Source organism: Spongiibacter tropicus DSM 19543, from assembly GCF_000420325.1.
Taxonomy (GTDB): Bacteria; Pseudomonadota; Gammaproteobacteria; order Pseudomonadales; family Spongiibacteraceae; genus Spongiibacter; species Spongiibacter tropicus.
The window spans coordinates 24,367-47,419 of record NZ_ATUS01000002.1 but is presented as its reverse complement, the minus strand read 5'-3'; the positions used below and the strand labels follow the sequence as shown (position 1 = coordinate 47,419).

17 protein-coding genes are annotated in these 23,053 nt (G+C 58.5%); 10 read left to right on the top strand and 7 right to left on the bottom strand.

Annotated elements, in window-relative coordinates; all coding sequences use genetic code 11:
• Window positions 1-25: 25 nt before the first annotated feature.
• The 4 genes from G411_RS0111875 to G411_RS0111860 form a co-directional block, all read right to left on the bottom strand.
• The gene (locus G411_RS0111875; RefSeq protein ID WP_022959432.1) at window positions 26-1,441 is read right to left on the bottom strand and encodes an alkaline phosphatase PhoX; all 1,416 of its coding nucleotides are present in this window, start codon (window positions 1,439-1,441) and stop codon (window positions 26-28) included.
• Between the two features lie 127 nt (window positions 1,442-1,568).
• Window positions 1,569-2,228 (bottom strand): anthranilate synthase component II, encoded by a 660-nt coding sequence (locus G411_RS0111870; protein ID WP_022959431.1) that lies wholly within the window; start codon window positions 2,226-2,228, stop codon window positions 1,569-1,571.
• On the bottom strand, window positions 2,225-3,631 hold the full coding sequence (locus tag G411_RS0111865; protein WP_022959430.1) for an anthranilate synthase component I family protein: 1,407 nt from the start codon (window positions 3,629-3,631) through the stop codon (window positions 2,225-2,227). Before G411_RS0111865 ends, G411_RS0111870 begins: the two co-directional genes overlap by 4 nt.
• Before the next feature lie 8 nt (window positions 3,632-3,639).
• Complete coding sequence (locus tag G411_RS0111860) at window positions 3,640-3,906, bottom strand: Trp family transcriptional regulator (protein ID WP_022959429.1); 267 nt, start codon at window positions 3,904-3,906, stop codon at window positions 3,640-3,642.
• Between the two features lie 133 nt (window positions 3,907-4,039).
• Between G411_RS0111860 and G411_RS0111855 the strand changes: the two genes are divergently transcribed.
• The 3 genes from G411_RS0111855 to trpC are packed head-to-tail and all read left to right on the top strand — an operon-like array spanning window position 4,040 to window position 6,464.
• The gene (locus tag G411_RS0111855) at window positions 4,040-4,618 is read left to right on the top strand and encodes an anthranilate synthase component II (protein ID WP_022959428.1); all 579 of its coding nucleotides are present in this window, start codon (window positions 4,040-4,042) and stop codon (window positions 4,616-4,618) included.
• Window positions 4,619-4,632: 14 nt separating this feature from the next.
• Window positions 4,633-5,670, top strand: a complete 1,038-nt coding sequence (gene trpD, locus G411_RS0111850) for an anthranilate phosphoribosyltransferase (protein ID WP_028968383.1) — start codon at window positions 4,633-4,635, stop codon at window positions 5,668-5,670.
• Window positions 5,667-6,464 (top strand): indole-3-glycerol phosphate synthase TrpC, encoded by a 798-nt coding sequence (gene trpC, locus G411_RS0111845; RefSeq protein ID WP_022959426.1) that lies wholly within the window; start codon window positions 5,667-5,669, stop codon window positions 6,462-6,464. Before trpD ends, trpC begins: the two co-directional genes overlap by 4 nt.
• Window positions 6,465-6,532: 68 nt before the next feature.
• Here the strand turns inward: trpC and G411_RS0111840 are convergent, their stop codons facing one another.
• Window positions 6,533-9,151 (bottom strand): CehA/McbA family metallohydrolase, encoded by a 2,619-nt coding sequence (locus G411_RS0111840; RefSeq protein WP_022959425.1) that lies wholly within the window; start codon window positions 9,149-9,151, stop codon window positions 6,533-6,535.
• Window positions 9,152-9,382: 231 nt separating this feature from the next.
• Between G411_RS0111840 and G411_RS0111835 the strand changes: the two genes are divergently transcribed.
• The 3 genes from G411_RS0111835 to G411_RS0111820 all read left to right on the top strand — a co-directional run bounded on the left by G411_RS0111835 (window position 9,383) and on the right by G411_RS0111820 (window position 15,927).
• Window positions 9,383-12,931 (top strand): PAS domain-containing hybrid sensor histidine kinase/response regulator, encoded by a 3,549-nt coding sequence (locus tag G411_RS0111835; protein ID WP_022959424.1) that lies wholly within the window; start codon window positions 9,383-9,385, stop codon window positions 12,929-12,931.
• A gap of 210 nt (window positions 12,932-13,141) precedes the next feature.
• Window positions 13,142-13,555 (top strand): GreA/GreB family elongation factor, encoded by a 414-nt coding sequence (locus tag G411_RS0111830; RefSeq protein ID WP_022959423.1) that lies wholly within the window; start codon window positions 13,142-13,144, stop codon window positions 13,553-13,555.
• Window positions 13,556-13,944: 389 nt separating this feature from the next.
• Window positions 13,945-15,927, top strand: coding sequence for a metallophosphoesterase family protein (locus G411_RS0111820; protein ID WP_022959421.1), 1,983 nt, complete (start codon window positions 13,945-13,947; stop codon window positions 15,925-15,927).
• Window positions 15,928-16,002: 75 nt separating this feature from the next.
• On the opposite strand, the gene G411_RS0111815 is transcribed toward G411_RS0111820, so the two are convergent.
• Both G411_RS0111815 and acs read right to left on the bottom strand, forming a co-directional pair.
• On the bottom strand, window positions 16,003-16,656 hold the full coding sequence (locus G411_RS0111815) for a response regulator (protein WP_022959420.1): 654 nt from the start codon (window positions 16,654-16,656) through the stop codon (window positions 16,003-16,005).
• Between the two features lie 142 nt (window positions 16,657-16,798).
• Window positions 16,799-18,760, bottom strand: coding sequence for an acetate--CoA ligase (gene acs / locus G411_RS0111810; protein WP_022959419.1), 1,962 nt, complete (start codon window positions 18,758-18,760; stop codon window positions 16,799-16,801).
• A gap of 204 nt (window positions 18,761-18,964) precedes the next feature.
• Between acs and G411_RS0111805 the strand changes: the two genes are divergently transcribed.
• From G411_RS0111805 to G411_RS0111790, 4 genes are all read left to right on the top strand, one after another.
• Entirely contained in the window at window positions 18,965-20,275 is a 1,311-nt protein-coding gene (locus G411_RS0111805) for a DcaP family trimeric outer membrane transporter (protein WP_022959418.1), read from the top strand.
• A gap of 74 nt (window positions 20,276-20,349) precedes the next feature.
• Window positions 20,350-20,619, top strand: a complete 270-nt coding sequence (locus G411_RS0111800) for a DUF4212 domain-containing protein (protein ID WP_022959417.1) — start codon at window positions 20,350-20,352, stop codon at window positions 20,617-20,619.
• A gap of 18 nt (window positions 20,620-20,637) precedes the next feature.
• A complete protein-coding gene (locus tag G411_RS0111795; protein WP_022959416.1) occupies window positions 20,638-22,371 on the top strand; it encodes a sodium:solute symporter family protein in 1,734 nt (577 codons plus the stop codon).
• A gap of 145 nt (window positions 22,372-22,516) precedes the next feature.
• Window positions 22,517-23,035 carry a hypothetical protein gene (locus tag G411_RS0111790; protein ID WP_022959415.1) on the top strand — a complete coding sequence of 173 codons (519 nt, stop codon included), beginning with the start codon at window positions 22,517-22,519 and terminating at the stop codon, window positions 23,033-23,035.
• The last annotated feature ends 18 nt before the right edge of the window (window positions 23,036-23,053 follow it).

Genomic DNA, 23,053 nt, shown 5'->3' with positions numbered 1-23,053 from the left:
CGTCTGCCCTGAGTTGCTTGCGTGACTAGCGGTACTCCTCGGGGATGGTCAGCTCGTAGGTCGTGCCAAACCAAGGGATGCCGAGATTGACCGGGCCGCGCTGCGAGCTGAAGTACAGGCGACTGCCGTCGGCGGTAAACGCCGGTCCGGTCAGCTCGCTTTCGCCACCCGGCACCTGCAGCAGGATTTTCGCGGGCTGGTTGGGAATCATCACCATCAGCCGCATGGCGTCGCCGTCTTCGGCCACAATCACATCGCCAGCGGGGCTGACGACCAGGTTGTCGACATCGTCGTAGGGCAGTTCGTCGACGGCCGTCAATTGCTCGTTGTCGAACACGACTTCGATCAGCTCGTTGTCGACGTCCAGCGCATACACGCGGTTGTCGCCTTTACAGGCAAAGAAGATCACCGCGCGCAAGGGGTGGTCGCTGCCATCGACGGTCTGGCGCTGACCTTCGGGGAATTCCTGAGTCCAGATGCCTTCGCCACCTTTGAATACGGTGCCGGGTGCGCCGACACCCGTGGCTTCAATTTCACTGCGCACCTCGGCCTGAGTACGCTCCGGGGACTGTACCGCGACCCATTTCACCTTGTGCAGTTTGCGGGCGACGGCGAGGTCATCCTGATAGCCACCGGCCTCGAAGCCCTCAATTTCCAGAACCTCCAGCAGGCCGTTGTCCAGGTCGAGACCTTCCTTGCCATTGATCGACGTCTTGGCGCCGATCGAGGTAAAGCGGTAGAGGCGTCCGCTGCCGCTGTCTTCTGTCAGATAAAGGGTGCGCGTTGGCAGATCGACGGCGACGGCCTCGTGATTAAAGATGCCCAGCGCGGGGCGGGCAACGGCATCGTCGGCACTGCCAAAGGGGTCGCACTCGTAAACCTGACCGTCACTGACTTCCTCGCAGGACAGCCAGGTTTGCCAGGGCGTCGCGCCGCCTGCACAGTTGTTGCGGGTGTCGCGAAGAATACGGTAGTTGTCACTGATATCGCCGTTGGCATCGAAGCGCAGCGCGCCGACGCCACCGGGGGTGGATTCACTGTTGGAGACATAGACCCAGCCGCCGTCATCGGCCTGGAACACGGCGCCGCCATCGGGGTTGCTGTGCCAGAGCGTGAAGTTAAAGGACGGCGAAAAACCGGCTCGCGCCACACGGCGAATAGAGAAACCCTCGGGAATCAGCGTGCCGTCGACATCGGATTCAACCAGATTGCCGATATTGGCAAGGGGGCCGGCCTGGAGCGGCAGTTCGGTGGCCGGAACTACCGGGTCGGGAACGTCGGGGACATCGGGCACGTCTGGAACGTCCGGGGTGTCAGGGGTGGAGCTGTTGTTGGATGAGCTGGACGAGCCGCCACAGCCGTATATGCCAAGGGCAACTGAGCCCAGAAACATGGATCGCAGTACTTGGCGGCGACTGCTGATGAGTTTTTTTGACGTCACGACATCCTCCTGTAAACGGCCAAAGACAAAGCCGAATACGCTAGAGGAAAAGTATGGCAGTTTGATGAAAGTGTGATGTAGCGGGTGCAGCTAGCGGGTGTGAAACGTCACCCGCTAACGGTCGTCTTCAAGCGAATAGAAAGTTGCGAATCAGCTCCTTGCCGCCCTCTGTCGCAAAGGATTCCGGGTGAAACTGAATGCCGAAGATAGGGTAGTCACGGTGCTGAATTCCCATAATTTCAAAATCACCGCCCTGACGGATACGCGATAAATTATCGAATTCCCTGGCCGGGAAGTCGCCGACCAGCGCTGTCAGTTGCAAGCACTCGGGGAAGGATTCGGCCTCGGCCATCAGTGAGTGGTAGCGCATTACTTCCAGTTGATCGGGAATGTTGGCGAACATGCCCTGACGGTTATGACTGATGGGGCTGATTTTGCCGTGCATGGGCAACGGGGCTTTAACGACCTTGCCGCCGAACACATGGACAATGCCCTGCATACCCAGGCAGACGCCCAGCAGCGGCGTGGTTTTGCCCAGTTCGGCAATCACCTGCGCACAAACACCGAAGTAGTGCTCGTCATCCGGCGAGCCCGGGCCGGGCGATACAATAATCCGGTCGGCCTGCATGTCGCGAATTTGCTCAAGGCTCAGCTCGTCGTTGCGTTTCACCACAATGCTGAAATCGTCCACCGCGCCACGGTTTTTCTCGGAGGTGAGAATTTCGCCGATGTACTGATAGAGGTTGTAGGTAAAGGAGTCGTAGTTGTCGATAATCAGTACTTTCACGATGCGGCCCCCTGGTCAGCGCTGTGGTCCATAAAGGCATCCAAGACTTTTTTGGTGCCAGCAAATTTGCGCACGATTTCTTCGTACTCATCGTCGGGGTTGGAGTCGTAGACGTTGCCGCCACAGGTTTGCACGTAGGCCTCCTCACCGTTGGCAAACACCGTGCGAATCGGAATGGCAAAGGTGCAGTCACCGTTAAAGGAGAAGTGGCCGACCGCGCCGCCGTAGGGGCCGCGACCGTCGTTCTCCAGGGCATTAATAATTTTCATCGCCTCGATTTTGGGCGCGCCGGTGAGGGTGCCCGCCGGGAAATTACTCGCCAGTGCCGAGAACATGTCTTCACCCTCAGCGATAATGCCCACAATTTCGCTGGAAATATGCTGCACGTGGCTGAAGCGTTTGATGTCCATCAGGCTGCGCACTTTCACCGTGCCAAACTGGGCGACCCGGCCGATATCATTGCGGTGCAGGTCAACAATCATATTGTGCTCGGCAATTTCCTTGGGGTCGTTAAGCAGGGTGCGGGCCAGCGCGGTATCTTCTTTTTCGTCGGCGCCGCGCTTGGTGGTGCCCGCCAGTGGAAAGGTTTCCATCTCGCCCTGGCGCAGGCGGAACAGCAACTCGGGGCTGGCGCCAATCAGTTTCTGCTGACCGAATTTTACGTAGTACATCTGCGGCGAAGGGTTAATCTCGCGCATCTTCTCGTAAATATTGATGGTGTCGCCTTCCAGCTTGAAGCGCTTTTTAAAGCCCACTTCGGTCTGAAAGATTTTGCCGTCGATAATATCCTGCTTCACTTTCATCACTGCTGAGCGGTGATCTTCGCGGCTCATGGTTTCGCCCATGGCGGTGATTTTCAACGGGCCGTTCACCACGTCGTTGGCGCTCAACAGGGCCTCAATTTCTGCCAGACGGCTGTCGCTGTAGTAAAAGTAGAAAACCTCGCCGGTCATCTTGTCGAGAATCAGGCCGTCTTTGAACAGGCCGAAGCGGAAGGCATCGAACAGCTCGCTGTGCTGAATGCTTAGGCTGGGTTCGAAGTAGTTCATCGCGTCGTAGCCCAGATAGCCGGTGAGGCCGCCTGCGTATTTGCGCGAGATGATGTTCTGGGGAACGATCTCGCGCAGCAGCTGGTAGGGATTCTCGCTGGGGTAGTCGACCTTGCTGCCGTCGCGCTCTTCAATGGTCAGGGTATTGCCGTTGGCGTAGAGCAGCTTTTCCGGATCGAAACCGATAATCGAATGGCGGGCAATGTGACTGTCTTCGCCCAGCGACTCCAGATAAAAGCAGTTGTCGTAGCGGCGCTCGATCTTTTTAAACAGGCTGAAGAAATCGCAGTCTGCCGTCAGCGTGGTGTAGTGGGGTTTGCGCGGCAGTGAAATGCGCGGCGGTGTCTGGCTCATAAGGGCGCTTATTCCGGTGAATGTTGTTTGAGGGCGCGGGAACCACGGGTCACGGTGGCAATCCCAACGCCGAGCTGTTCGGCAATCTGGCGTTGCGGCAAGCCGGCGGCCAGCAGTTTGAAAATCTGCAGGCGCTTGCTGATCTCCAGCAGCTCGGACGGGGTCAGCAGGTCGCTGAGCAGCTGTTCGAGGCTGTCCGGATCACGGGCCGTCAGCAGGTGTTCGATCAATTCCCGCTGGTAGTGTTTATCCATAGTGTTGCGCGATGTATTCATGTACTAGTACACTATCACAAATCGCGCCAAGTTCAAGCGCGGTGTCGCAGATGTTTTCACGGCGGGGCTTGCGTACAATGCCGCTTCGCATCCGGTGCGGTCGGTCCGGGGCTTTCAGGCGGGAGCAGCCGCAATGCTGTTGATGATAGACAACTACGACTCCTTTACCTATAACGTGGTGCAGTATCTAAGCGAGCTGGGCGCGGCGGTAGAGGTGGTGCACAACGACGCGATCAGCGTTGACGAGATTCGCGCGCTGGCGCCCAGTCACCTGGTGATCTCGCCCGGTCCCTGCACACCGGACCAGGCGGGCGTATCGATGGCGGCGATTGCGGCCTTCGCCGGGCAAATACCGATTCTCGGTGTGTGCCTGGGCCACCAGTGTATCGGCCAGGTATTTGGCGGTCGCGTGGTTCGCGCCCGCCGGGTGATGCACGGCAAAACCTCGGCCATTCACCATCGCGGTGAGGGTGTGTTCAGTGGCTTGCCCGCGCCGTTTACCGCCACCCGCTATCACTCGCTGGTCGTTGAGTCAGCTGCTTTGCCGGACTGTTTGGCAGTGACCGCTTGGACGGCGGACGAGCATGGCGAGGTCGACGAGATTATGGGGCTGCGCCACCGCGAATGGGATATCGAGGGCGTGCAGTTTCACCCCGAGGCGATTCTGAGCGAGCAGGGTCACGCATTGTTAAAGAATTTTCTGGAGCGCTAATAATGAGCGAAACCATGGATATCAAAGGCGCGCTGGCGCGGGTCATCAAACAACTGGATTTGACCACCGAGGAAATGCAGTCGGTGATGCGCGACATTATGACCGGGCAGTGCAGCGAGGCACAGATTGGCGCGTTTCTGATGGGCCTGCGCATGAAAAGCGAGAGCTTGGACGAGATTGAAGGTGCGGCGCGGGTCATGCGCGAGCTGGCCACGCCGGTGGATGTCAGCGGCCTGGACTACGTGGTGGATATTGTCGGTACAGGCGGCGACGGCGCGAACCTGTTCAACGTGTCCTCGGCCAGCAGCTTTGTGGTAGCTGCGGCGGGTGCGCGCGTGGCCAAGCACGGCAATCGTTCGGTGTCGTCCAAAAGTGGCAGTGCGGACTTGCTGGAAAAGGCTGGCATCGTGCTCGATCTCAGTCCCGAGCAGGTGGAGCGCTGTATTCGCGACGTGGGGCTCGGCTTTATGTTTGCCGTGAATCACCACAGCGCCATGCGCCACGCCATCGGCCCGCGCCGGGACCTGGCCCAGCGCACGATTTTCAATATTCTCGGCCCGCTGACCAACCCCGCCGGGGTGACCCGCATGGTGCTGGGCGTCTTCACCCCCGAGCTGTGTCGTCCGCTGGCAGAGGTCATGCGCCGCTTGGGCGCGGAACATGTGATGGTGGTGTGTTCCTCGGAGGGCCTCGACGAAATCAGTCTGGCGACGCCGACGCAGGTGGCGGAGTTGAAGGACGGCGAGATCACCGAGTACACGCTGACCCCGGAAGATGTCGGCATTAAGAGCCAGAGCCTGATCGGTCTGTCGGTAGACGGCAGCGAGGCGTCGCTGGCGCTGATCCGCAATGCGCTGAGCAAGCGCGACAACGAAGCGGCGGAAAAAGCGGCGGATATGATTGCTCTCAATGCCGGTGCGGCGCTGTATGTGGCCGGTGTTGCCAGCAGTTTGAAGAACGGTGTGGCGCTGGCGGAAGATGTGATTCACGGTGGCCGGGCTCTGGAAAAAATGCAGGAGTTAGCCGCCTTTACCCAAGGAATGACGCAATGAGCCTGCCGACGGTTCTGACCCGAATTATTGATCGTAAACATGAAGAAGTGGCTGAGCGTCAGGCGCGCAAATCTGTTGCGGCGCTGCGTGATGACATTGCGTCGGCGTCTGCCCCGCGCGGCTTTGTCCAGGCCATGGCCAGCAAGCTGGCTGCCGGACAGTCGGCGGTCATTGCCGAAGTGAAAAAGGCATCGCCCTCCAAGGGTGTGATTCGCGAAGATTTCCGTCCCGCCGAGATTGCGCGCAGTTACGAGCGCGGCGGTGCGGCCTGCCTGTCGGTGCTCACTGATGCCGATTTCTTTCAGGGCAGCGAAGCCTATCTTCAGCAGGCCCGTGCGGCCTGTTCACTGCCGGTAATTCGCAAGGACTTTATTGTCGACCCTTATCAGGTCTACGAGGCGAGGGCGATTGGCGCAGACTGTATTCTGCTGATTGTGGCGGCGCTGGACGACGCGCGTATGGCCGAGCTGAATGCGCTGGCGGTCGAGCTGGGTATGGATGTGCTGATTGAGGTCCATAACGCCGAGGAGCTGGAGCGGAGTCTGCCACTGGGCAATCGTCTGGTGGGCATTAATAACCGCAACTTACACAACTTCGACACCAGCCTTGAGACGACGTACTCGCTGCTGGCGCAGATTGGCGATGAGCGCATTGTCGTCACCGAAAGCGGCATCCACACCGCCGACGATGTGGCGGCGATGCGCGAGCATGGCGTCGATGCCTTCCTGGTGGGCGAGGCGTTTATGCGCGCCGATGAGCCCGGCGAGCGACTGTCAGAGCTGTTCTTTTCCTAAGCGGCAAAATCGACCGGCCAGAAAACCTTTATCGACAGACGGGGCGTTTGGCCCCGCCGGTATCACGATTACGGCATTGGCAGACTGTGGTCGCTTTCGCGTCCGGTCTGCGTCAGGTTCTGCCACTGTCGGCGGATCCAGTCACTCACGTTGAGGCTGGGAGTCTCCGACTCAGTGTGTCCCACGGTGTCCGGCGTGCGGTGGAGGATCCACCATGTTGGGTCGCCTTGCGCGTCAGCGCCCCGATCTGAGCCAAACACCAGGTTATTGCCCGCAGCACGCGGCCATACGCCGTTGCCAGTGCCAGACAGGCGGCGAGCGGCTGCCCAGCTACCACCGTTCTGCCACTGGCTTCCCCATATCCGGTGACGCCAGTCACTGTCGCGGCTATCCATCCACAGGGCTTGAACGCTGCCGTCTGTAGACAGCGCGAGTGCCGGGCGCTGACTCATGGCAGTGTCCTCCGAGCCGACTGACACCGCGGGCGTCCAGTTCAGGCCACCGTCGTCGGAATGGCTGGCAAAAATGCCGCTGTTCACCCCGGCTGCTTCCAGAACTTTGGCGTCCCATATGGCGACCAGCCGGTCCTCGCCATCGGCAATAATTGCCGGGTGGCGATCGGCGAGGCTGCCTTCGAGAAAGGCGTCGTCAGGGCTGCCATTGTTGGATACCCGGACGGCCTCCGACCATGTGCCACTGGCGGGGTCGCGGCGGCGGCTGAGAATTTCCCAGTTATCCGGGTCAGTGCGGTCCAGACCTTCCAGTCCGTCGTGATAGCCGGTCTGGCCGGTCCAGCCGGGGTTGATGTCAAAGCGATTGTCCTGAAAGGCCACGACCACGGTGTCATCGGACAGCACGGCAATCGCCGGGTGCAGTGAGGCGGGATCGCTACTGCTGCGCGTGTCCAGCGCGCTGGCGCCTTCGCAGCTTTTCTCACTGCTCAGGTTTTCCGCTTCGCTGTTCAAGCCGATTTGCACGTAGAGGTCGAAACAGCGACGGCGATTGTCACTCCAGGCCATAACGGGAGTGCCGTCGTGGAGTACCGCGATGGCGGGGCGTATCGCGCGCTGACTGTCCGCCGTCAGGCGGTGCTCTGCATCCCAGTTGCGGCCGCCGTTGATCGAGCCGCGCAGCATAATTTCCGGGCGGCGGGGAATCTGGCCTCGGCGCTCGTCTTCCCAAATCACCCATACAGTGTCGCCATTAGCGGCAATGCGTGGGAAGCGGGCGCTGCCGGGCAGGGTGTTGATGGGGTGCAAGGTCTCGCTATCGCCGCGGCGAAACAGGATGTTGGTGCCTTCTTCACTGTGTTGTTCGGCGACAACCAGTGGTATGTCGTCGCCATCCAGTGCGATATCGGCAAAGCCGGAGAAGCGCCCGCGATCACCCATGACCAGAGCGGCGTTGTCTTCCAACAGGAGTGTGTCGGGCACGGTTTGCTCGGGCTGGGGCGCGTTGTTCAGTCCGCTGCGGCGGATAAAAATGGGTGAGGTCAGGGCCAGTCTGCGACCAAGCGGCGAACTCAGTTCTGCGTAAACCCAATAGGGGCTGTCGGTGTCTGGGCGGGGAAGGTCGAAGTTAAAACTATTGCCGCTCGAAGACGGCGTGAATTCCTTGATGGCGCCGCTGTCGCGTCCCGGCGCGGCGTAAAGACGCAGGCGTTGCAGGCTGTTGCTGCCGGTTACGGTGAGTTTCAGGGTGACGGTGTCACCGGCGGCGACGGTAACGGCATCGCCGGGGAGGGCTTCAAATATACCGTCGCCCTGTCCATCGGCGGTCAAGGTTAAGAAGGGGGCGTTACCGCCTTCGCTGAGGACGGTATGGCCGTCGCGAAGGCCATTGAGAATGCCGCGTTCGGTGATGGCAGACGTGAATACATGGGTTTTCACTGTGCCGGGACCAAAACCCAGCCACAGTTCGCGGAAGTGGTTGTCGGAGCTGGCGGTAATGCCGGTTTCCCAGCCGCGATTCCAGCGTTGCTCGGCATAGGCCAGTTGCAGGTCGATATCCTGAGCGACATTCCAGGCCTCAATCAGGTTTACGCCCAGCGTGCTGGCGTGGTCGTTGGGGCTGTTGTCGTCGTCGGTCCAGTCGCGATTGGGGTGGTTGGTTTGCCACACTGCGCCCTGACCGTGGGCATCCCATACGCTCTGCTGGGTGGGTTTGTGTTCCATGCCGCTACCCTGACTGAGGCCGTCGAGCACCGTATCTGTTGCACCAAAAATATTGGCGTGGGGGCGGCCGTTTGCTTCCTCACCGGGAATCAGCAGCAGTTGCTCGGAGGTCCATTCCGGGTCCCAGTGCTGATCGTAGGTACGGTGATCGGTCAGTGCCAGAAAATCCAGAGACTGGCGCTGTGCTTCGCCAATCTGGTCACTGACCGCGACATTGCCCGGCAGGGCGTCATCGCTGGCTTGCCGCCATATGGAGCCGTCGGAAGAGTGATCGGTATGGACATGCGTATCGGTAGCCAGCCACAGGCCCTGAGGGGCTGACAGCGATGCGCTGGGCAGCGGCCCCGGCTGCCAGTCGGTGGTGAAATAGCTTGGGGTGCTTACCGGCGGTTCCTGCCCCGAGCCCGAATCATTGGATGATGAGCCACTGCCCCCGCAGGCCGCGAGTGACAAACAGAGAGCGGCGGCTGGCAGTGCGTAAAAACGGGCAACGGGCGTGGGCAAATGGACCACAAATATCCTCCTTTCGGGGTGGTGATAAGCGATGTGTGACACTGGAAAGGCGCGCATTCTATCGTTTGGAAGTGACGATTTTGTTATGTTGCGCTGCCCGGTGTGACATTGTGCTTTCCCTGCTCGCGATTCCCGTCACGTAGATGATGATTTGCTTCGACTTTCGTCGAATGCGTTGTGAGGGTGGCTGGGGTAGACTGCGGGCATCTCTCAGGAATAACGGGGTTTGCGGTGGCGGCGAATCAGTGGGTCATGTTAATGGCCTTCCTCTATTTTGGAATCCTCTTCCTGATTGCCTGGTGGGCTGACCGCCGTGATGCCTGGCCTCGCCGTTTTCGCCCGCTGATCTATAGTCTTTCCCTGGCCGTGTATTGCAGTTCCTGGACCTTCTTCGGTGCGGTGGGACAGGCCGCTGCCGATGGCTGGACCTTCCTGCCCATCTACATCGGCCCGATTTTGCTGTTCCTGTTCGGCTGGCCATTTTTGCGTCGATTGTCGGTGATGAGTACCCGCAACCGGGTGACCTCCATTGCCGACTTCATGGGTTCGCGCTACGGCAAAAGCCAGATGCTGGCGGCACTGGTCACCTTTCTGGCGGTCTTCGGCAGTCTGCCGTATATCGCCCTGCAATTAAAAGCCATCACCCAGGCGTGGATCAGTGTTGAGCAACTGTGGGATCAGCGTGCGGCTGACCTTGGGTCCCAGCGTTTTGGCAGCGATTTCTTCGGTGGCGTCAATCTCAGTCCGGATCCCGGCAGCACGAGTTTTGTCGCGGCCTTAATTCTGGTGTTGTTCACGGTCGCTTTCGGTACACGGGTCGCCGACAAGCGGCATCGCCACCGCGGCCTGATGGCGGCCATTGCGATGGAGTCCATCGTTAAACTGGCGGCGTTTGTCATGGTGGGCGCCTTTGCCATCAGCCTGCTCTGGTCCAGCTACAAGAGCGGGGTTGCCGTTCCTCTGGGGCCACTGGGTGAGTGGCCGGACTGGAGTCAGTTTACGACACAGGTGCTGCTGGCGATGGCGGCAATTGTGTGTCTTCCCCGCCAGTTCCATGTGATGGTGATTGAGGATCACAGCCGCCGCGACATGCGTCTCGCGCGCTGGATTTTCCCGATATATCTGCTGCTGTTCTGCCTGATGATCGCGCCGATTTCGATTGTTGCCCAGGAGGCGCTGTCGCATTTTGGCGGCAGCGCCGACATGCTGGTGGTGTCCATGCCGCTTTATCACGACAAGCAGGAGCTGGCAGTCGTGGCCCTGCTGGGCGGCATGTCGGCGGCGACCGGTATGGTGATTGTGGCCTGTGTGACGCTGTCGGTCATGGTGTGTAACGAGTGGCTGGTGCCCCTGTGGCAGTATCTGCGGCAGGGGCATGAAATTAACGCCCGCTGGTTGCAGCAGGTAAGGCGTATTGCCATTGCGGCGGTGTTATTTGCCGCCTGGCTGTTGGAGCAGCAGCTCAGTGCGCGGGGCGGACTGGCCTCGCTGGGCCTGTTGTCGTTCGCCGCCGCTTCTCAGTTGGCGCCTGGGTTGGTGGCGGCCTTGTACTGGCGCCGGGCTCACGCCCGCGGTGTGGTGACCGGTTTGCTGGTCGGCGGGCTGCTGTGGGCATATACCCTGCTGCTGCCCGCTATTCTCGGTGCGGAGCACGCTCTGGTGGTCAGCGGTCCCATGGGGATCACGGCACTGCGCCCGGAAGCGCTGTTCGGCTTCGAGTTCGGGGATAGCCTGAGCCACGGTGTGTTCTGGAGTGTTGCCGTCAATGCGCTGCTCATGATTCTGGTGTCGCGGCGCTCGCGCTTCAGCAGCATCGATCTCCGGCAGGCCCGGAGCTTTACCGAAGTGCGGGTGGAGTTACGTCAGCGCGAAGCCGAGTTGGAATTGACGTCAGTCGAAGCCTGGCAATTGCACCGCTTGCTGGTGCCGCTGTTCGGCGAGCGTCGCTGTGAAAAAATGTGGCAGCGATTCGAGCAGCGGCTCGGTCACCGCCTGCTGCAAAGCGACCGGGTTCCTCGTTTCGTCGTGAAAGATGTCGAAGAATCACTGGCGTCTATTGTCGGCGCGGTCTCGGCCCACCGTACCTTAGAGCTGTTGGCCAAGCGCCGACCGTTGGATATCGACGAATTTGTCAGCCTGATCGGCAATACCTCTCGGCAGATTCAGTTCGGCCAGGATCTGCTGCAGATCACTCTGGAAACCGTGCCTCAGGGGATCAGTGTGGTCGACGCCAACCTCAATCTGGTGGCCTGGAATCAGCGTTATGTGGATCTGTTTAATTTCCCTGAGCGGCTGTTGTATGTCGGCTGCCCAATAGCCCGTATTTATCAGTACAACGCCGAGCGCGGCTATTTACAGGATGCCGATGCCGATATCGATGCCGCGATTACGCGCCGACTGTCGCTGCTGCAGGGCGCGCAACCCTACCGACTCGAGCGCAACCTGCCCAATGGCTTGGTGGTCGAGATTTGTGGCACGCCGATGGCGAATGGCGGCTATGTCACCACCTATACCGACATCAGTGAGTACCGCGCTATTTTCAATGAGCTGGAGTCAGCCAAAGCCCAGTTGGAAGAGCGCGTGGCGGCGCGCACGTCAGAGCTGGAAGCGGTGAATGACTCTCTGGCCGAGGAAAATGCCACCCGGGCACGCATTGAACGAGAGTTGAACGCAGTGTACGCCAGTAAGAACCGCTTCCTGGCATCCGCCAGTCACGACCTGTTGCAGCCCATCAACGCCGCGAGGCTGTTTACCGCGGCATTGGCGCATAAAGTGGACGCCAGTGACAACGATAGTCTGCGCGATGAGGTCTCTCATATCGATGAGGCATTGGCGAGTGCGGAAACCTTGATTACCTCCCTGCGGGAGATTTCACGTCTCGATTCCGGCCGCCTGCAGGTGAAGCGTGAAGAGTTTCCGGTACAGGGTTTGCTGGATACCTTGGGGCGCGAGTTTTCGGCTATTGCCGAGCGCACCGGGCTCCGTTTGCGCGTGGCGCCCTGTTCCGAATGGGTGTACAGCGATAAACACCTGTTGCGGCGGATTATTCAGAATTTGTTGGGCAATGCCCTGCGCTACACGCCGGAGGGCAAGGTGCTGCTCGGCTGTCGGCGCCGGGGAGAGTACCTGGCGATACAGGTACTCGATACCGGGCCGGGCATTGCCGAGGCGGATCGCCAGCGTATTTTTGAAGAGTTTGAGCGGGCCGCCGAAGCAGCGCACCGCGAAACCGAAGGCGGGCTTGGCCTGGGGCTGTCGATTGTCCGGCGTATCAGCGCGATGTTGGGGCATGCCATGGAGTTTACGACGCAAGAGGGGCATGGCACGGTATTCACCATCAATGTACCGATCTCCTCGGCTCGCCGTCAGAAGCGCGTGGCGCCTGTCAGTGTCGTTCATTCCGAGCTGGCAGGGTTGCGCGTGCTCTGTGTGGATAACGAGGCGGCCATCCGCGCCGGTATGCAAAGCCTGTTATCTCAGTGGGAATGCCAGACCCTGGCGGTGGCTTCGCTGCGTGAAGCGCTAAGCCAATGGCGGCAGCCTGAGCCTCCTGACCTCGTGCTGGTGGACTACCACCTGGACCATGGTGAGACTGGCCTGGATTTGCTCAATGCGCTTAGTGTGCACTGGGAGCAGTCACTGAAAGCCATTGTCATCAGCGCAGACAATGATGATGCGTTGCGCAACAGGGTCAGAGAGGCGGGCTATCGCTTCCTTGCCAAGCCGGTGAAGCCTGCAGCACTGCGTTCGCTGATGAGAACACTGGCGGTTAAGCTGTAAGGCTCAGTAATATCGTTAGTAGGTGTTGTTTGTGGGCTTGCCTTTTATTTTTTGCAGGCTATGCTGGGTTCTCATTCGAGGACTTCCACATAAATGAAACATCTTCGCAAGGTTGAATTTGCCCCTCTGAAATTTCTCCCCTAAGCCGGAAGGAAGCGCGTCTCCCTTCCGGCAAGCGGCAAATTCTTGTCACTTACAGGGGAGGTCGAGATGTTCTCGCAGTTCGTCTTTTTCAAGTCGTCGCAGTGTTCGCTGCGTCGTGTCTATTCTGATCTTAGCCTTTTCAGCCAGCCTGTAGAGCTGCTGGCAATGTTGTGTCGTCTCGACAGAGCGGCAGCGCAGCCTTCGTCCGGTGCGTCTCTGGGAGACCATGTATTGCTGGAGTCGCTCAGCGATGGTCAGCGACTGAGTTTTAAACTGGTCATGCCGGGGGTGTCTGCAGACGCTGCGCTCTCCGTGTTTTCGCCGCTGGGTCGAGCGGTTTACCAGCTGGAGCAGGGGCAAGACTGCCTTGTTTTTCTGGGTCGCCAGCGCCTCTCTTTCCGCGTCATCCACATTTATAAGTCCGCCGATAAAGGAGAATTAGCCAATGCAGTTGCCTCTGCGCCGCAAACAGTTAACTGAGTTAATGATAATCGGGGCGGCTCCAGTGGAGCGGCGCGGCAAGGGGCTGCCCCGGATCACTTGGAGTGATGGATATGTCCAGGGAAAAAGCGAAGAAAGCCCCGCAAAAGAGTTTGAAAGACAAGCGCAAAGAGAAGCGTGATAAACGCAAAAACAGCGCCGACTAAGACTCATTGAGCGCCCTAAGGGGCGCTCTTCACAATATTTTCTCAGCGCTTTCATGAAGGGCTATTGCAATTTTGCAGCATAGCTCTGTTGTCATAAAAGCTTCGCCATTAGGCAGGAAAACTTTAACTGAAGTGTCATAACCGCGCGGTGTAATGGTCGCGAAATTTTCTTCTAAGCGCAAAATTCGAGCGCACCTCACTTTCAGTTAAATGGACTAAATTATGATTTTCTCTCCACGCAAGCGAAATATTGCAGGCGGTTTGCTGCTTGCTGCCGCGATCAGCGCCTGTAGCTCAGATGACGATAATAACAACTCACAGCGAGACGCCGCCGGTGATCCACCCGAGACGAGCACGCCCGCAGAGCCCTTTGTTATCGGCCTTCTGCCAGACACTCAGGGTGGCTCTGACGCACAGGGTCAGGCGCATGTTGCCATGCACCCGATGCAAGCGGTGTTGGCGCATCAGGCGAACGAAGGTGTCGACATGGTTATTGCCGTCGGTGACCTTACGGATAAAGGCAGCTCGATTGAGTGGGCTGAGTGGACATCCGTTGCCGATACCTATCGCGATCAGGGTATTGAGTTCATGCCGGTGATGGGAAATCACGAGATGAACTATGCCTACACCACGGAATGGATCGCCACGATGCGCAACTACATTCCGGACGACGCCGTGCATATGCCGGGTTACGAGTGGGTCAACTACTATGTTGTTCGCGATAATGTGTTGGTTATCGGTCTGGCCTACTACAACCTGCCACTGGCGATTAGCTGGATTAAAGATGTTGTGGCCGATACGGCAGACCGTGTTGATCACATTGTGGTGGCCAGCCACGATGGGCTTATCGGGGCGAAATACGGTCAAACTCGCGAGCAAATCGTTGAGGGAACCAAAGGCGACGATTGGGTCTTCAGTGTTCAGAAAGATATCCGCGAGTTTTTCTCTGAGCACGACGTGATTTATGTGCAGGGGCATGAGCACCAGTACCAGCGTTCGCTGGTCTCTGCGACCACGATGCAGACGACGCTTCCTGCGAGTTCAACGCCGTCAGGCGGCAACTATCAAATGGGCGCGTACACCCAGATTATGGCGGGTAACGCGTCTTATAAAGGCTATGAGTTCCGCTATGGCGAGCGCGAGCTGGTGCAGGCCATCGTGGCTCAGAAAAACGCCACCTTCAGCGAAGGTAACGGTTCTGACCACTTCGACGTGAACTCGGCATTGCTGCAGTTTGAAGGAGACCGTGTCGATTATCGCGCCTATTACGCCGAGCATCAGGCTACGAGCAATGCGCCTGATCAGGCATTCACGGCTGACTGGCAGTTGATGGATAAATTCTCGCGTGGCAAGAATCGCTGCGAAACACTGATTTATCCTAACTCTATTCCGGAAGGGACGCGGTCGGTTCTGGTTTTCCAGCCGGAATATATCACTGACATTTGTCTCGCTGATGACGGGTCGAGTGCGCAGCTGGTGGGTGGGGTGAATAACACCTTTAACCGTACTGACAGCCGGACCCGTGATATGGAATTTGTACCGGGGTTCACTCGTGCGGAAAGCCTGATGGATCTGACACGGCTCGCATATCAGTGGCTATACCAGTACCACGAGAGCTGGACGCCGAACCTGAACAACCTCTATCGCGTGGTGCCGGATGAAAACGAAAATGTTCTGCTCATTCCGGAAACCACCATCGACTTGAAAGAGCACGTCACCATGAGCTGGCAACCGGCGCTTGCCGACACTGCCAGCGATCGCCTGATTATCAGCGGCATGCAGAATCAGACCGGTGTCTATCAGGGCGCCTATGGCGGCCTCAAGCAGATGGATGTCGATACGGGCTTGGCGTTCTCGCAGCCGGATGGCAGTGCCAAGGCTCCGAAGTTATTGCCAGCAACGGCGACACAAAGCTGGAATATTGCTAACGCCGCGGCGGATCGCTATGCGGTTCAATTCCAGATGCCCGAGGGCATGGAGGCGACCGGGGTTATCCTTGCAACGCGCGATGCAGATCAGTGGCAGGCGTTGAGTGATGAGGCCTGTATTGTCGACGGCGCATGGAGTCAGGATTATCTCGATACGGCGCCCCCGAGTCTGGCCGATGGCTGTGATGACGAGAAACTGTTGGGCTATGACGCGTCGCAGCGCGCCTGGTGGGCCGTATTGGACCGCGATGTCGAGCTGGCACTGATTACGCGATAATTGCCCGCCTGACGACGAAAAGGCCGCGCGTTTGCGCGGCCTTTTTTTGTTGAGCGGTATTGATTCGGCGAGCCTTCAGTTAAGCACTTCGGGGCTCACATCCAGCTGACTGAGTTGTAATACGGCCTGCGTACGGGAGTGCACACCGAGTTTTCTGAAAATTTCGGTGATGTGGGCTTTGACCGTGGCTTCGGTAACGCTCAGTTCCCAGGCAATCTGCTTGTTGAGCAGTCCCTGAACGAGGTAACTGGCTACCCGGAATTGCTGTGGCGTCAGGCTGGCAACCACGTCGGCAATCGTCTTTTCCTCATTGCTGCGCATGGCTTGATAACTGACATTCTCCGGGAGCCAGCGCTGCCCGGCCAGCACCCGTTCAATGGCGGTGCTGATCTGTTCCGGCGAACTGCTTTTGGGAAGAAAGCCACTCGCGCCGTGGTCGATGGCGCGGCACATCACATCGTCGCTTTCCGAGGCTGACACCACCATGACCGGAATCTCGGGGTGTTGGGCTTGCAGGTGGATCAGGGCGCTGAACCCCTGTGCGCCGGGCATTTTCAAATCCAGCAATAGCAGATCGATGTCGGCATCTTCCGACACTTGGCGTTGTAAGGCCTCAATATCACCGACTTCATCGATCGTGGCGGAGGGGAAGGCGGTGATCAGTGCGCCGCGAAGCGCCGATCTAAAAAGCGGGTGATCGTCGGCGATCAGGAATCGCTGTGCAGTCATGGGGCCTCGTTGGCATTATTGTTGTAGTCACGAGCAGTATAAAAAAGCCCCGCATCGCGGGGCAAGCGCTTAGGAAAAGCCGGGGTTCCCGGCGTGGCGTCGGCGGAGAGCGGGGCCGACACCACCTTCCACAGGGGTGGAATCAGGCGACGCGATCGTCGATGCCGCGGCGGGTTTCGATGAGTCGCGCCACAACACTGGGGTCGGCAAGCGTTGAGATGTCACCGAGAGCGTCGTATTCATTGGCGGCAATCTTGCGAAGAATGCGTCGCATGATTTTGCCGCTGCGGGTTTTGGGCAGGTCATCCGCCCACTGAATCACATCGGGCGACGCGATGGGGCCGATTTCCCGGCGCAGCCACTGCTTAAGCTCCTGCAGCAGCGCCTCGCAGCCCTGCTCGTCGCCGCCGAGGGTGACGTAGATGTAAATACCCTGGCCCTTGATGTCGTGGGGGAAACCCACCACGGCGGCTTCGGCCACTTTGGGGTGAGCGATCAAGGCGCTTTCCAGCTCAGCGGTGCCCATGCGGTGGCCAGAGACATTCAGTACATCGTCGACGCGGCCGGTAATCCAGTAATCGCCATCGGCGTCGCGACGGGCGCCGTCGCTGCTGAAGTAGTAGCCCTTGAAGGTCGAGAAGTAGGTGTCGATATAGCGCTGGTGGTCACCGTAAATGGTGCGCATTTGCGCGGGCCAGCTATCCATAATGACCAGATTGCCCTCAGCGGCGCCTTCCAGAATATGGCCGTCGTTGTCGACCAGCGCGGGCTGCACGCCGAAGAACGGCTGGGTGGCTGAGCCGGGCTTCAGCTCGGTGGCACCGGGCATGGGGGTGAGCATCATGCCGCCGGTTTCAGTCTGCCACCAGGTGTCGAGCACGGGGCAGCGGCCGCCGCCATAGACGTCGTGATACCACGCCCAGGCTTCGGGGTTGATGGGCTCGCCGGCGGTGCCGAGCAGGCGCAGCGACTCGCGGCTGCTGCTGCCAATGGCTTCGTCGTGGTGGGCCATCATCGCGCGAATCACGGTGGGGGCCGTGTACAGCGTGTTGACCTGGTATTTGTCGATGATACGTCCCAGTCGGCCGCAGTCGGGATAGTTTGGAATCCCTTCATACATAATGCAGGTGGCGCCGTTGCTCAGCGGGCCGTACACCGCGTAACTGTGTCCTGTAATCCAGCCGATGTCGGCCATACACCAGTAGATGTCGTCTTCTTTGTAGTCGAAAACGGTGTAGTGGCTCAGCGAGGTATAGACCAGATAGCCGCCGGTCGTATGCACGGCGCCTTTGGGCTTGCCGGTAGACCCAGAGGTGTACAGCAGGAACAGCGGATCTTCGGCGCCCATCGGCTCCGGCGGACACACCGGAGACTGGCTGCCAACCAGGCTGTTGTACTCCACGTCGCGGTTGCCGCGCCAGTGAATGTCGGCGCCGGTGTGCGTGAGCACCAGTACTTTCTTAACGCACTGAGGTTCACAGAGCTCCAACGCTTCGTCCACGTTCTTTTTGAGCGGAACAGTCCGCCCGCCGCGGCGACCCTCGTCAGCGGTGATGACCAGCGGCGAATTGCCGTCGGTGATCCGTCCGGCCAGGGCTTCCGGCGAGAAGCCGGCGAATACGACAGAGTGAACAGCGCCGATACGGGCGCAGGCAAGCATGGCGAAAATGGCTTCGGGCACCATGGGCATATACAGGGTGACAACATCACCTTTACCCACCCCCAGTGACTTCAGGCCATTGGCCAGCTTGCAGACTTCCTGATGCAGTTCTTTATAGGTGAACTGTCGTGAGGCTTGGCCTTCTTCATCGGCTTCCCAGATTAACGCGGCTTTATCTCCACGGCTCTCCAGGTGTCGATCCAGGCAGTTCTCAGAGGCGTTCAATACGCCGTCTTCAAACCACTTAATGTGCAGATCGTCCTGTGCGAAGCTGCAATCTTTAATTTGTTCCGGTGTCTTGTGCCAGGTAATGCGCTCGGCCATTTCCGACCAAAACTGGTCTGGCTCATTGATGGAGCGCTGATACATGGCTTGGTATTGCTCGGCGGAAATATGCGCCTGCTTGCGGATGGAATCCTTGATCGGGTAGCGTTGCTCGCTCATGGCATGTTCCTCGGCGTGTTGTCCTAAGCACTGTTATGATGGTGAACAGTATTGGTCGCGATGCCGAATTGCGCCATTAGACCTTGGTCGAGCGCAGACCAATATAGACTTTAGTCTATGTTTGACTAATGGCTAATACTCAGGCTTTTCAATGACGCCTATAACTCCTGGTAACACGATAAAAACAAACCGGGAGAACCTCTCATGCAAAGCAATAATAATCATCGCTTATCGTCTCGACTGCTGCCGTCATTGGCGGTGCTGCCTCTTGCTGTGGCGGCGGCCTCCGTGTCTGCAGAAACCCTAGAGGAGCGCGTTGCGCGTCTGGAAACGGCACTGGCGGAAAAAGAAGCCGCTGCGGTTACCGGCACCAAGGGAAATACCCAATACAGCTTTGGTGGCTACGTCAAACTGGATGCCATGGTCAGTCAATACAGCGGCGGTGAGCGCGCGACCTCGTCAGTAGGCGATGACTTTTTAGTGCCGTCGGTGATTCCCGTCGGCGGTGAAAGCGGTGATGCGCACTTTGATATGCAGGCTAAGCATTCCCGTATTTGGTTTAAAACCTCCACGCAAACCGACGCCGGGGTGATTTCTACCCATATTGAGATGGACTTCGGTGTTAACCAGATTGGCGACGAGCGTATCAGTAACTCGTCGGTGAACCGTATTCGCCACGCCTATGTGAACTGGCAATACGACGACAACAGCTCTCTGCTTGCGGGTCAAAGCTGGAGCACCTTCTTCAATGTGGGCACCCTCCCTGAGACCCTGGATTTTGTTGGCCCAGTCGGCACCGCCTTTGAGCGTCAGGCGCAGCTACGCTGGACCCATGGTGTGGGCAACGGCAACTCGGTGATGTTGGCCATTGAAAACCCCTCCAGCGGCTTGAACGGCGGCGCCAGCGGTGCGACGGGCGGCGGTGATTTTGACAACAACAGCCTGCCTGATCTGGTGGCCCGCTATAACGGTAAAGCCGGGAATATGAGCTACAGCGCCGCCTTTATGCTGCGCGAAGTCGCTTACAAGGAAAACTTCACGAACAACCTCGCGCAGCCCATTGAGGGTGATGAGAGCGAGATGGGCTATGCCCTCAGTCTGGCCGCCAAATGGCAACTGGGTCAGGACGATGTGAAAGCCCAATTGAACGCGGGTAACGCGCTCGGCCGCTACCTTGGCCTGCAAAGCTATCGCGACGGATTTATCGAAAGCAACGGCGATATCGAGCTGCTGGATACCGTGGGCGGCTATGTGGCGTATCGCCATTTCTGGGCGCCCAAATGGCGCAGCAGCTTTGTGCTTTCTGCTTCTGAAACGGATAACCCCAACGATGCGCCGGCGGGTACCGCCAAAGCGTATCGCAGTGTTCACGCCAACCTGCTGTACTCCCCGATTGCGGCGTTAACCCTGGGTGGGGAATGGGTTTACGGTGAGAAGGAGATTGAAGGCACCATTAACGGCGATGACAGCGGCGACCTCAACCGCCTGCAATTCAGCGCCAAATACGTTTTCTGATAGTTCCGTTCGGCGGTGACGGCCGCTGCTGAATGGCGTAGCCGTCACTACTGGTCACAATAAGGAGAATAAGCATGGCTTTTGAATCGAAAGAGATGGCTCAGGCTTACTGGCGGGAAAACCTTCGCCTGATGCTGTGGTTGTCTGTGGTGTGGTTTGTCGTGTCCTACGGCTGCGGCGTTTTGTTGGTTGAACCGCTGAATGCGATCCGCCTGGGCGGCTTCAAACTCGGCTTCTGGTTTGCCCAGCAGGGCTCTATCTACACCTTCGTGGTGCTCATCTTTATCTACGCGAAAAAGATGGGTGATCTCGACCGCAAATACGGCGTGGATGACGACGCATAATTCTAAGAGGCAGCCATCATGGATCTTCAAACGTTAACGTATCTGGTGGTGGGGTTTACCTTCGCCATCTACATCGGCATCGCCATCTGGGCGCGCGCCGGTTCAACCAAAGACTTCTACGTGGCCGGTGGCGGTGTTCACCCCGTGGCCAATGGTATGGCAACCGCCGCAGACTGGATGAGTGCCGCGTCTTTCATCTCTATGGCGGGTCTGATCGCCTACATGGGCTACGGCGGTTCAGTCTTCCTGATGGGCTGGACCGGCGGCTTCGTACTGCTGGCGATGTTCCTCGCGCCGTATCTGCGTAAGTACGGCAAGTTCACGGTGCCGGAATTTATCGGCGACCGCTTTTACTCGCGTACCGCTAGGATCGTCGCTGTCATCTGCCTGATTATCTGTTCGGTGACCTATGTTATCGGCCAGATGAAAGGGGTGGGTGTGGCCTTCTCGCGCTTCCTCGAAGTGAGCTACGAAACTGGCCTGCTGGTCGGTATGGCGATCGTGTTTATCTACGCTGTTGTCGGTGGCATGAAAGGGATTACCTACACCCAGATTGCCCAGTACTGCGTACTGATTCTGGCCTACACCATTCCGGCGATCTTCATCTCCTTCAACCTGACGGGCAACCCTTTCCCGCAACTGGGTCTGGGCAGCACGATCAGTGGCACGGATGTGTATCTGCTGGACCGGCTGGACCAGGTCATTACGGAGCTGGGCTTCAGTGATTACACCAACAATGTTCGCGGCAGCACGCTGAACATGTTCGTCTACACCTTGTCGCTGATGATCGGTACGGCGGGGCTGCCCCACGTAATTATCCGTTTCTTCACGGTACCCAAGGTAAAAGACGCCCGCAGCTCTGCAGGTTGGGCACTGGTGTTTATCGCGATTCTTTACACCACCGCTCCTGCGGTTGCCGCGATGGCTCGCCTGAACCTCCACGACACCATTGCACCGCCGACGGCCGATCAGAATCTGGCTTACGAGGAGCGTCCGCAGTGGTTTAAAAACTGGGAGAAAACCGGCCTGCTGGAGTTTGAAGACAAGAACGGCGACGGTCGCATTCAGTACACCGCCAATGCGGCGACCAATGAAATGGTTACCGTAGACCGCGACATTATGGTGCTGGCTAACCCCGAGATCGCCAAGCTGCCCAACTGGGTAATTGCGCTGGTCGCTGCGGGTGGTCTGGCTGCCGCACTGTCGACCGCAGCGGGTCTGTTGCTGGCGATTGCCTCGGCGATTTCCCACGACCTGTTGAAAGGGGTGTTAATGCCAAGCATCTCCGAGAAGTCGGAGTTGATGGCAAGCCGGGTGGCAATGGCGGCCGCGATCGGTGGTGCGGGTTATCTCGGCTTCAATCCGCCTGACTTTGCGGCGGGAACGGTGGCGCTGGCCTTTGGTTTGGCCGCATCCTCCATCTTCCCCGCGCTGATGATGGGTATCTTCAGCCCACGCATCAACAAAGAGGGTGCCATTGTGGGCATGATTGCCGGTATCAGCGTGACCTTGCTCTACGTGTTCCAGCACAAGGGCATCATGTTTGTTGCCAGCACCGCCTTTCTGGGTGACATGAAAGAGAACTGGTTCTTCGGCATCGAGCCCAACGCATTCGGTGCAGTGGGCGCGCTGGTGAACTTCATTGTTGCCTTTGCCGTCTCCGCGGTGACCAAAGAGCCACCGGCAGAGGTGCAGGAACTCGTCGAGCACATTCGTGTGCCGGTGGGTGTCAACGAAGCCCACGATCACTGATCGTGGCAACGGCGGGCAGCTCCCCACTGCCCGCCTTTTTTCTTTTCGGCGACCCTGCCGAACAAAACCGCTACACTGAAATTTGCCTTGTAACGCTGTGTGACAGCGAGTTTTCCACGACGGACACGCTATTGCGGGAACTTCAATGAGCGCCACATCCATACTCACGAATAAACATTTTGTTGTCGCGATGATCGTGACACCGATCCTCGCTATTCTTGCCTACGTTGGTGTTGACCGGGCGGTAAGCGAACGGCCACATCAGGCCGAACCGGGCAGCAGCTACGAGCTGGCGGCCAGTTCGTCCTGCCGATATTCGAGTGGGCATTGCACCTTCAAGAATGGCAACTTCAAACTGCATTTTCAGGCAGACATGCGCAGCGAGCATGTGTTGGGGCTGACACTGGAATCGGAATTTCCTCTGCAGGCGGCCAAAATCGCCATTACCCCCGACGCCGATACCGAGTATCCACCGCTGGCCATGACGCCCATCTCGGATGATGGCCGACGCTGGCAGATTCGCAGCTCCGTGCCCAAAGGCGACGCGCCTTTGTTGAGAGTGGTGGCAATGGCAGATGACAGCCTCTACTACGGTGAAACCGGTTTGGCCTTCACCGTTTATGAAACCAGTTTCGAGCGGGATTTTCGCGATCAGAAGCCCTGAGGGCTGAGGTCGCGGAAG